This is a genomic window from Pseudoalteromonas sp. 10-33 (assembly GCF_001469195.1).
GTDB lineage: Bacteria > Pseudomonadota > Gammaproteobacteria > Enterobacterales > Alteromonadaceae > Pseudoalteromonas.
This window is the reverse complement of sequence record NZ_LOFI01000026.1, coordinates 21907-30653: the sequence shown is the minus strand read 5'-3', so window position 1 is coordinate 30653 and position 8747 is coordinate 21907. Positions and strand designations below refer to the sequence as shown.

8 protein-coding genes and 1 pseudogene are annotated in these 8747 nt (G+C 40.9%); 5 read left to right on the top strand and 4 right to left on the bottom strand.

All coding sequences use genetic code 11. The annotated features are described in order from the left end of the window. Positions 1 to 104: 104 nt before the first annotated feature. Both ATS76_RS15570 and ATS76_RS15565 read right to left on the bottom strand, forming a co-directional pair. Positions 105 to 599: a M48 metallopeptidase family protein gene (locus ATS76_RS15570; RefSeq protein WP_058552812.1), complete on the bottom strand. Its 495-nt coding sequence runs from the start codon at positions 597 to 599 to the stop codon at positions 105 to 107. Between the two features lie 29 nt (positions 600 to 628). Next, a complete protein-coding gene (locus tag ATS76_RS15565; RefSeq protein ID WP_058552811.1) occupies positions 629 to 1477 on the bottom strand; it encodes a DUF72 domain-containing protein in 849 nt (282 codons plus the stop codon). 248 nt (positions 1478 to 1725) lie between these two features. On the opposite strand from ATS76_RS15565, the gene aspS reads away from it, so the two are divergent. Together aspS and ATS76_RS15555 are read left to right on the top strand one after the other, a co-directional pair. Beyond that, a complete protein-coding gene (gene aspS, locus ATS76_RS15560; RefSeq protein WP_058552810.1) occupies positions 1726 to 3504 on the top strand; it encodes an aspartate--tRNA ligase in 1779 nt (592 codons plus the stop codon). Positions 3505 to 3619: 115 nt separating this feature from the next. Then, positions 3620 to 3850 (top strand): hypothetical protein, encoded by a 231-nt coding sequence (locus ATS76_RS15555; protein WP_058552809.1) that lies wholly within the window; start codon positions 3620 to 3622, stop codon positions 3848 to 3850. 96 nt (positions 3851 to 3946) lie between these two features. Here the strand turns inward: ATS76_RS15555 and ATS76_RS15550 are convergent, their stop codons facing one another. Further along, positions 3947 to 4270, bottom strand: coding sequence for a hypothetical protein (locus ATS76_RS15550; RefSeq protein WP_006794033.1), 324 nt, complete (start codon positions 4268 to 4270; stop codon positions 3947 to 3949). A gap of 221 nt (positions 4271 to 4491) precedes the next feature. On the opposite strand from ATS76_RS15550, the gene ATS76_RS15545 reads away from it, so the two are divergent. Continuing rightward, complete coding sequence (locus tag ATS76_RS15545; protein ID WP_152995656.1) at positions 4492 to 5211, top strand: serine aminopeptidase domain-containing protein; 720 nt, start codon at positions 4492 to 4494, stop codon at positions 5209 to 5211. A 50-nt stretch (positions 5212 to 5261) separates the two neighbouring features. Here ATS76_RS15545 and ATS76_RS15540 read toward each other — a convergent pair. Beyond that, positions 5262 to 6011, bottom strand: a pseudogene (locus tag ATS76_RS15540) (alpha/beta hydrolase family protein); the annotation flags it as partial. A gap of 260 nt (positions 6012 to 6271) precedes the next feature. On the opposite strand from ATS76_RS15540, the gene ATS76_RS15535 reads away from it, so the two are divergent. Together ATS76_RS15535 and ATS76_RS15530 are read left to right on the top strand one after the other, a co-directional pair. Further along, positions 6272 to 7111: an isopenicillin N synthase family dioxygenase gene (locus tag ATS76_RS15535; protein ID WP_058552807.1), complete on the top strand. Its 840-nt coding sequence runs from the start codon at positions 6272 to 6274 to the stop codon at positions 7109 to 7111. A gap of 195 nt (positions 7112 to 7306) precedes the next feature. Next, positions 7307 to 8704: a DEAD/DEAH box helicase gene (locus tag ATS76_RS15530; RefSeq protein ID WP_058552806.1), complete on the top strand. Its 1398-nt coding sequence runs from the start codon at positions 7307 to 7309 to the stop codon at positions 8702 to 8704. Positions 8705 to 8747 lie beyond the last annotated feature (43 nt).

Here is an 8747-nt window from a genome sequence, read left to right as displayed (position 1 = left end):
CGCTGACCGCTGACCGCTGACCGCTGACCGCTGACCGCTGACCGCTGACCGCTGACCGCTGACCGCTGACCGCTGACCGCTGACCGCTGACCGCTGACCGCTGATCAATACGGGTTCTCTCCCATCGCGACCACCACACAAAATATCCTTAAATCTAACTCTAGCTGGTGGTATTGCGGCTCCATGTGGCAGCACAGTTTATAAAAGCCTTTATTGTGATCTTTTTCTTTAAAATGGGCTAGTTCGTGCACAACCAACGCTTTTAATAATGGCTCGGGGGCACGTAGTAAATCGCTGTTTATGGCTAAATCGTGTTTACGGGTTTTGCCTTGCATACGATAGGTGTGCGTACCCAATGCGTTGGTGACCATATCACCTTGTTTTTTAAACGCCGCACGCCCAAACGGTGGGGCGTTTTTTAAATACTGTTTTTTTAAATCAGTAGCGTAGCTATAAAGTAATTTATCGGTGGTTATGGTGTGCGCTTTCGGGTATTTTTTAAGTAAGTAGTCACATACCTTATTGTTACTAATAAGGCTTAATACTTGTTCAACAATATTTGCAGGGTAGCCTGTAAAGTAACGGGCGTATTCACTCATTTTTATGTCTCTATATTCTTGTTTTATTTTTAAAAAAGGGCATGTTGCTGCGCTTCTTTCTCGCCGCTAAACGGATTGAGTACACTATGGTTATACCCAAGATCTTTACAAAATTGGCGTGCAAGTAATGGCGACTCACGATTATCAGCAGTATGAAAAAACACATAAGGGGATTTACCCTCATCAAGCCATTGTTTTACTTTACTAAGCCACGGCTTGTAAAAGGTTTGGTAGTCGTTTTTTAAATCAGCAATCACAAACCGTGCCATAGGCTGTGACCCCGTGGCAATTGCATGCACCGGCAAGTGAGGCTTTTTTTGCTGCGCATCTATTAACGCTTCAGTGGTTGGCTTTACTGCAAAAAGCGCTCGCGTATCCATAGAAATACGATTTATATTGTTTGCCATTAATAACTGATTAAGCGCTATTTCGGCTTCACCTTTTTTAAAAAACTCAGTATGGCGTACTTCTACACCATAGGTAAGCTCTTTAGGCAGTAAGCTAATAAAGTGTGCCAATTTGGGTAAATCGTTTGGGCCAAATGCTTTGGGTAATTGCAGCATTATTTGCCCTGTTTTTTCAAGTAAAGGAGCAAATAGGGTTAGCCAATCGGTAAGCTCTTTTTGCACATTGGTCAGCTGTAGTTCGTGGCTAAAACGACGATGAAATTTAAAGGTAAATTTAAAATCGTCAGGTACGCTTTGTGCCCAGCGCAAAGCAGTACTGGGTGATGGGTCGGCGTAAAAACTGGTGTTACCTTCTACCGAATTAAAATGCTGCGCGTACTGGCTTAGCATGTCGGCGTTTTTACATTGGCTTGAAAATAAATTGCCCTTCCATGCAGTGCTAGACCACTGAGGGCATCCAATATATAACATAAAAAATAGCTAATAAATTACATCGTGGCGCCAGTGTAGCAAATACCAACAGTGCCTGCTTTAAATTAACACCAACACACCAAACACGCCTAGCATCTTCAACCTACTTGGGTATAATGCAGGGCTTAATTTGAATATTCTTAGATTGCTTACGGCTTTATTTGAAGTGTGGTGGCTCTTTTTTAAATTATGCGCCTATAAAAACAAATAATTTTTACCGTTGAAGCCTTTTATCTGACAGGAAAACTATGCGCTCTATATACTGCGGACAGCTAAATAAAACTCACGTAGATCAAGAAGTTGAACTATGTGGCTGGATCAACAAACGACGTGACCTTGGTGGACTTATCTTTGTCGATTTACGCGATAGAGAAGGTTTAGTACAAGTTGTATTCGATCCAGAAGTTGAAGGACTAATGGATACAGCGAACAAGCTTCGTCAAGAATTTTGTGTTCAGTTAAAAGGGGTTGTACGTGCTCGCCCAGAAAGCCAAGTAAATAAAGACATGGCAACTGGCGAAGTAGAAATTTTAGGCACCGAGCTTACAATTATTAACCGTTCAGAGCCTTTACCGCTTGACTTTAACCAAACAAACTCTGAAGAGCGTCGTTTAAAGTACCGCTATTTAGACCTTCGTCGCTTAGAGATGAGTGACCGTATTAAATTACGCGCTAAAGCTAGCAGCTTTGTTCGCCGCTTTTTAGATGAAAACGGCTTTTTAGACATTGAAACACCGGTGCTTACAAAAGCAACGCCAGAAGGCGCGCGTGATTATTTAGTACCAAGCCGTGTTCATAAAGGTAGTTTTTACGCTTTACCGCAATCGCCACAGTTGTTTAAGCAATTGTTGATGATGTCGGGTTTTGACCGTTACTACCAAATTGTTAAATGTTTCCGTGATGAAGATTTACGTGCCGATCGCCAGCCTGAATTTACGCAAATAGATTTAGAAACCTCGTTTATGAGCTCGGATCAAGTACGTGGTATGACTGAAAAAATGATCCGTGAAATGTGGCAGTCACTACTAAATGTTGATTTAGGTGACTTCCCAATTATGCCTTACAGTGAGGCAATGAGCTTATACGGTTCTGATAAGCCAGACTTACGTAATCCAATGAAGCTTGTTGATGTAGCTGATTTAGTAAAAGATGTAGAGTTTAACGTTTTTTCAGGCCCAGCTAACGACGAAAAAGGCCGCGTAGCTGTATTAACAGTACCAGGTGGCGCTAAGCTTTCGCGTAAGCAACTTGACGATTACACTAAATTTATTGGTATTTATGGCGCTAAAGGTTTAGCGTGGATGAAAGTGAACGACCGTGATGCGGGCGTTGAAGGTGTGCAATCGCCAATTGCTAAATTTTTAAACGAAGACGTAATTACCCAATTACTTGCGCGTACTAACGCACAAACTGGCGATATTATTTTATTTGGTGCAGATAAGCGCAACACAGTAAATGAAGCAATGGGGGCGCTTCGCCTTAAAATTGGTGTAGACTTAGAAATCACTAACCTTAACAGTTGGGCACCACTTTGGGTTGTTGATTTCCCTATGTTTGAAGAAGACGATGAAGGTACGCTTCACGCAGTACACCATCCGTTCACAGCACCAAAAGATATTAGTGCAAGTGAGCTTGAAGCAAACCCAGCAGCGGCTATTTCAGATGCCTACGATATGGTATTAAACGGCTACGAAGTAGGTGGTGGTTCGGTACGTATTCATAATGCAGATATGCAAGAAGCCGCATTTAGAATTTTAGGTATTGAGGCACAAGAGCAGCAAGACAAGTTTGGCTTTTTACTTGATGCCCTTAAATACGGTACACCGCCTCACGCAGGTTTAGCATTTGGTTTAGACCGTTTAGTTATGCTTTTATGCGGAACAGATAACATTCGTGACGTTATTGCTTTCCCTAAAACTACACAAGCGTCTTGTTTATTAACAAACGCACCTAGCAAAGCGAATAGTGATTCGTTAACTGAACTGGCAATCAGTGTGGTAGAAAAAGCAGCCCCTAGCGAAGAGTAATTTGCGCTGAGTTTAAAGCGTTGAATTTAAAAACCCTTAAGTTGTTTGCTTAAGGGTTTTTTTGTGGTTAAATTTAGCGCAGATTGTAATTTAACCACTATAAAAAGGAATTTCCATGTCAATTAATGTCACTTTTTTTGGCGAGTTTTTAGCTTTTCTTATTGTACTGTGTATCCCTGTTTTTGCTGTAATTAGCTACAAAATAGGTAAGCGAAAAAGCACCAGCCCCGGTGTTTTAGCCTTTGTAGGCGGGTGCTTAGGATTGTTTCCACTATTCGGGCTTATTTATATTGCGGTACTTGCGCTAAGAAAAGATTTACCAGAGAGAGGCGACTATAGCCATTGATAATTGTGAAGAGGAAAGGGTTAAGTATAAAGGTTAGCTAAAACAAAAGAAGCAAAGGCGATACCTAAGCTTCTAAACGTTAAATGCGTTGCTTAATTATCGGCTTGGGCCATTTTTATTGCGTGCACTGGCTAGTTGCCTAGCAATCGCTAGTAACGCCGGTGAAATATCGTCAGCGCCATTTTTAATTAAAGCAGTAACATCACCCGATGAAAACAGTCCATCACGCGGTGATTTAATTCCTAATTCACGAACAAAGTCCTTTGTTTTACCTGTACTGCCGGTTTCAATAAACTTAAATATAATGCGTTCATTGTTGTTTTTAGCGGGGGTTTTTAATGTGCTAATTTCATCATTAATTAAGGCTAATTTTTCTTCTAGAATTTCAATGCGCTGTTCAATGGTGCTGTATGATTTCATGTGTCGGATCTTTCACTGAGTATATTGGAACAATTGCGTTTATTATCGCACAATTTTGCGGATGCGGCTGTTAGTCTTTTTCAACATTTATTAATCTTCAGTTTAAATGTAATAAATTTGGCATAACCATACAGACTATTATTACTTTAAAGGCTGTTATTAAGATTATAAAACGCCTAAACTTACTGGTATTAATTATAATAAACAATATGTTAAGTAATATGCATCAAACACTTTTTTATCTCACACTTCTTTTTATAAGTGTAAGTTCCTATGCAAGCGAAGCGTTTATTACAGACATTAGCCGTGATCGCGAGATCCCAGTTAGCATTTCGTTACCAACAAATAACGTTAAATGCAGTAAACAAAATAAATGCCCCGTTGTCTTTATAAATGCAGGGTATGGTATGAGCCATAATCGCTATACTTTTGCCAGTGATGAGTTTAATAAACAAGGGTATCTAGTAATTGCAGTGGCCCACGAATTGAAAACCGACCCTACGTTAAATGTACATCCCCCTTACATGACTACCCGCATGGAGAACTGGCATCGCGGTGTGGTAACTCTTAAGTTTTTATTCAATGAATTAGCAGCCAAATACGCAGAGTATGATTTCTCAAAGGTCACTTTATTTGGTCATTCTAATGGTGGAGATATTTCAGCCTTGTATGCCGCAATGTACCCTGATGAAGTAAGCGTTGTAATTACGCTTGATCATCGTCGTATGTTATTGCCTCGTAATAAAAATATTCGTGTACTAACACTCAGAGCCAGTGATTACCCAGCTGATGCTGATGTGCTTTTAAGCGATAAAGAGTTGGACGAATTTCCGGTTACTCAAATTCGTATTGAAAAATCTCGCCATAACGATATGTATGATGGTGGCCCCAACTGGCTGGTTAAGAGAATGAGTAAAGAAATTGCTAAGTTTATGAATTAGTAGGTTAACGCGCCGTTTTAGCAGCGCGTAATGGCAAGTTCTTCTTATGCGAAATTTACGTAGCGGTTTGCCCAATGTGCAATGATTGTTGCAGCGTAGTCGGCATCGCTTTTATTAGTAAGCAAATGATCGGCGTTATCTAGACTTATAAAGCTTTTTGGGTGCTTAGCGGATGCGTAAATTTTTTCAGCTTCAGTAATGTTTACGGTTGTATCAACCGGTGAGTGAATTACTAATAAAGCGCGTTTAAGTTTACTTATGTGGCTTTTATCGTATTTAGCTATATCGTCGATAAATTGCTTTTTAATGGTAAATTCGCGCCCAGCTAAACTCACTTTTGCTTCGCCATCTGCGTTTATTTCATCTAAATGGGCTTCAAAATTATGTGCTACATGTTGCGCATCTGACGGTGCGCCAATTGTTGTGATAGCTGTAACTTCAGGAATATATTGTGCAGCAGCAAGCACGGCAGCTCCCCCTAAACTATGACCAATGAGCAATTGCGGGGCTTTAAAGTGCTCTCTTAAATGATCAGCAGCAGATACTAAGTCTTGAATATTTGATGAAAAGTTACTGTTAGCAAAGTCACCATCGCTGTTACCAAGGCCTGTAAAATCAAAACGCAGTACAGCAATTCCTTGTTGAGTTAAAGCACGGCTAATGCGCGTTGCTGCGGCAATGTCTTTACCGCAGGTAAAGCAATGGGCAAATAGGGCATAAAATTTTATGTTGCCATCGGGGAGCTCAAGTTGTCCGGCAAGTTCTAAGTTATTACTTTTAAAAGATACTTTTTGTCGCATGGGGCGCCTTTTTGAACCAATAAAATACGTTGTAATACTAGACCAGATATAAGTACTAATGAATGCAAATTCAATGGCTTTTATTTATTGATCTTGATCAACGCACGCTTTGATGGTGGCACTTTACGGACATATGTCCTTATGTTTTTGGGGCTGTTTGTCTATCCTCGCATGGCGCTATAATGAAGTCCTTGCTACTTTATATACTTAAAAGTATTTGAAGTACTTCACTTCAAACAACCTATTCACTGGAACGTACAATGCAATTACCTACTGTTGATTATAAAGCTCCCGATGCGGCTGCACAATTTGTTGAATCGTTAAGAAATACTGGATTTGGTGTTTTAAAAAATCACCCAATTCCACAGTCTTTAGTTGAGTCTATTTACAAAAACTGGCAAGACTTTTTTAACTCAGAGCAAAAGCACGACTTTTTATACTCTAAAGAAACACAAGACGGTTACTTTCCGCCTTCAGTGTCTGAAGTAGCTAAAGGCTTTACCATTAAAGACATTAAAGAATACTTTCATGTTTACCCAAATGGGCGTGTACCTGCTGAGCTTGAAGCCGACGTACGTGAGTACTACCGCTTAGCAAATGAGTTTGCTGCAACACTTTTAAGCTGGGTTCAAGCTGAGGCGCCTGCTGATGTGCGTGCTAAGTTTTCGATTGATCTTAAAGATATGATTGCAGACTCGGATCAAACATTGCTACGTATTTTACATTATCCACCTATGACGGGTGATGAAGAGCCTGGTGCTATTCGTGCTGCTGCTCATGGCGATATTAACTTATTAACCGTATTACCAGCATCAAACGAGCCAGGCTTACAAGTTCAAAAGACAGACGGCGGTTGGTTAGATGTACCATGTGATTTTGGTAGCTTAATTATTAACATTGGCGATATGCTGCAAGAAGCATCTGGCGGTTACTTCCCGTCTACTATTCACCGTGTTATTAATCCAACGGGGAAAGCGTCTACTAAGTCGCGTATTTCATTACCGTTGTTTTTACACCCGCGCCCAGACGTTGTGCTTTCAGAGCGTTACACCGCAGATAGCTACTTGCAAGAACGTTTACGCGAGCTAGGCGTTAAGTAATACCTAAGCTTAATTAAGCCTACTTTTAGGTTTTTAAGTATTAACAAAAAACGGCTTTTAGCCGTTTTTTGTGTTTTAGGCTTCGCAATATAGGGCTTCAATTGAGCGCAAAGTAAATAATGTCATGCATTCTAGCCCACGACAGGTATAATGCGCGCAACTGGCCGTTTTGGCCTTATTTAAAAGAGAGTTTATATGAGTTTTGAAGGTCTAGGTTTATCACAGTCTTTAGTTAATGCGGTTTTAGAAAAGGGCTATGAAACGCCAACGCCAATTCAGGCTCAAGCAATTCCTGCAATTATTGAACGTCGCGATGTAATGGCGGCGGCACAAACTGGTACAGGTAAAACAGCGGGTTTTACGCTGCCACTCATCGAACGTTTATCAACAGGCCCAAAGGCAAAAAGTAACCATGTTCGTGCGCTTATTTTAGCACCTACGCGTGAGCTTGCACTTCAGGTAAGTGAAAACGTTGAAGAGTACGCTAAGCATTCAAATGTGAGTTCGTTTGTTGTGTATGGTGGCGTTAAAATTAACCCGCAAATGCAGCGCTTGCGTAAAGGTGTTGATATTTTAGTGGCAACGCCTGGGCGTTTAATTGATTTACATAATCAAAATGCCGTTAAGTTTGATAGCGTAGAAGTGCTCGTTTTAGATGAAGCCGACCGTATGCTCGATATGGGGTTTATTCATGACATTAAACGCCTTATTGCTAAAATGCCAGCCAAGCGTCAAAACCTCATGTTTTCGGCCACGTTTTCAGATGATATTCGAGCGTTAGCTAAAGGATTAATAAACGATCCGGTTGAAATTTCAGTTGCTGCAAAAAACACCACAGCTAAAAGTGTAACGCAAAGTGTTTATGCGGTAGATAAAGGCCGAAAAACAGCCTTACTCAGTCATTTAATCCGTAGTAACGATTGGCAGCAAGTGTTAGTTTTTAGCCGAACTAAGCACGGTGCCAACCGATTAGTTAAGCAACTTGAGCGCGACGATATTGTAGGCGCAGCGATTCATGGTAATAAATCACAGGGTGCCCGTGTAAAAGCGCTAGATGGTTTTAAAAGCGGCGAAGTGCGTGTGCTAGTAGCGACTGATATTGTGGCACGTGGTCTTGATATTGTAGAGCTTCCGCATGTAGTAAACTACGACTTACCTAATGTATATGAAGATTATGTACACCGTATTGGTCGTACAGGGCGTGCTGGTGCATCGGGCCATGCAATTTCGTTTGTAACGGTCGATGATGCAGTCGATTTATACGGTATTGAACGCTTTATTGGTGAACTTATTCCTCGTGCAGAAGAAGAGGGATTTGAGCCAGTAAACCCAGTAGCAGAACGCGCATTAGACGCACGACCATTACCTGCTAAAAAGCCGAAGAAAAAACAGCCTTTTAATAAACCTAAATCGGACAGTAATAAGCCAAATAGTAAAAAGCCAAATAATGGCGGCAACGGTACGGGTCCTCGTCGTGGCGGTTCTAAAAAACCTGCTGCTAAAACAGATGACAATACACAAAACCCTTGGGCAAAGCGCCAGTCGGTAGGTGGAAGCGGCCAGCGCCGTCGTCGTCCAAATAATAACGATTAATACCAATTTGCAACAATACTTAATTACCTAGCTTTAATTAGTT

What these genes read in the sequence shown, in the direction of transcription:
- ATS76_RS15570 (WP_058552812.1), bottom strand. Translation starts at nt 599, where the DNA reads ATGAGTGAATACGCCCGTTACTTTACAGGCTACCCTGCAAATATTGTT.
- ATS76_RS15565 (WP_058552811.1), bottom strand. Translation starts at nt 1,477, where the DNA reads ATGTTATATATTGGATGCCCTCAGTGGTCTAGCACTGCATGGAAGGGC.
- aspS (WP_058552810.1), top strand. Translation starts at nt 1,726, where the DNA reads ATGCGCTCTATATACTGCGGACAGCTAAATAAAACTCACGTAGATCAA.
- ATS76_RS15555 (WP_058552809.1), top strand. Translation starts at nt 3,620, where the DNA reads ATGTCAATTAATGTCACTTTTTTTGGCGAGTTTTTAGCTTTTCTTATT.
- ATS76_RS15550 (WP_006794033.1), bottom strand. Translation starts at nt 4,270, where the DNA reads ATGAAATCATACAGCACCATTGAACAGCGCATTGAAATTCTAGAAGAA.
- ATS76_RS15545 (WP_152995656.1), top strand. Translation starts at nt 4,492, where the DNA reads ATGCATCAAACACTTTTTTATCTCACACTTCTTTTTATAAGTGTAAGT.
- ATS76_RS15535 (WP_058552807.1), top strand. Translation starts at nt 6,272, where the DNA reads ATGCAATTACCTACTGTTGATTATAAAGCTCCCGATGCGGCTGCACAA.
- ATS76_RS15530 (WP_058552806.1), top strand. Translation starts at nt 7,307, where the DNA reads ATGAGTTTTGAAGGTCTAGGTTTATCACAGTCTTTAGTTAATGCGGTT.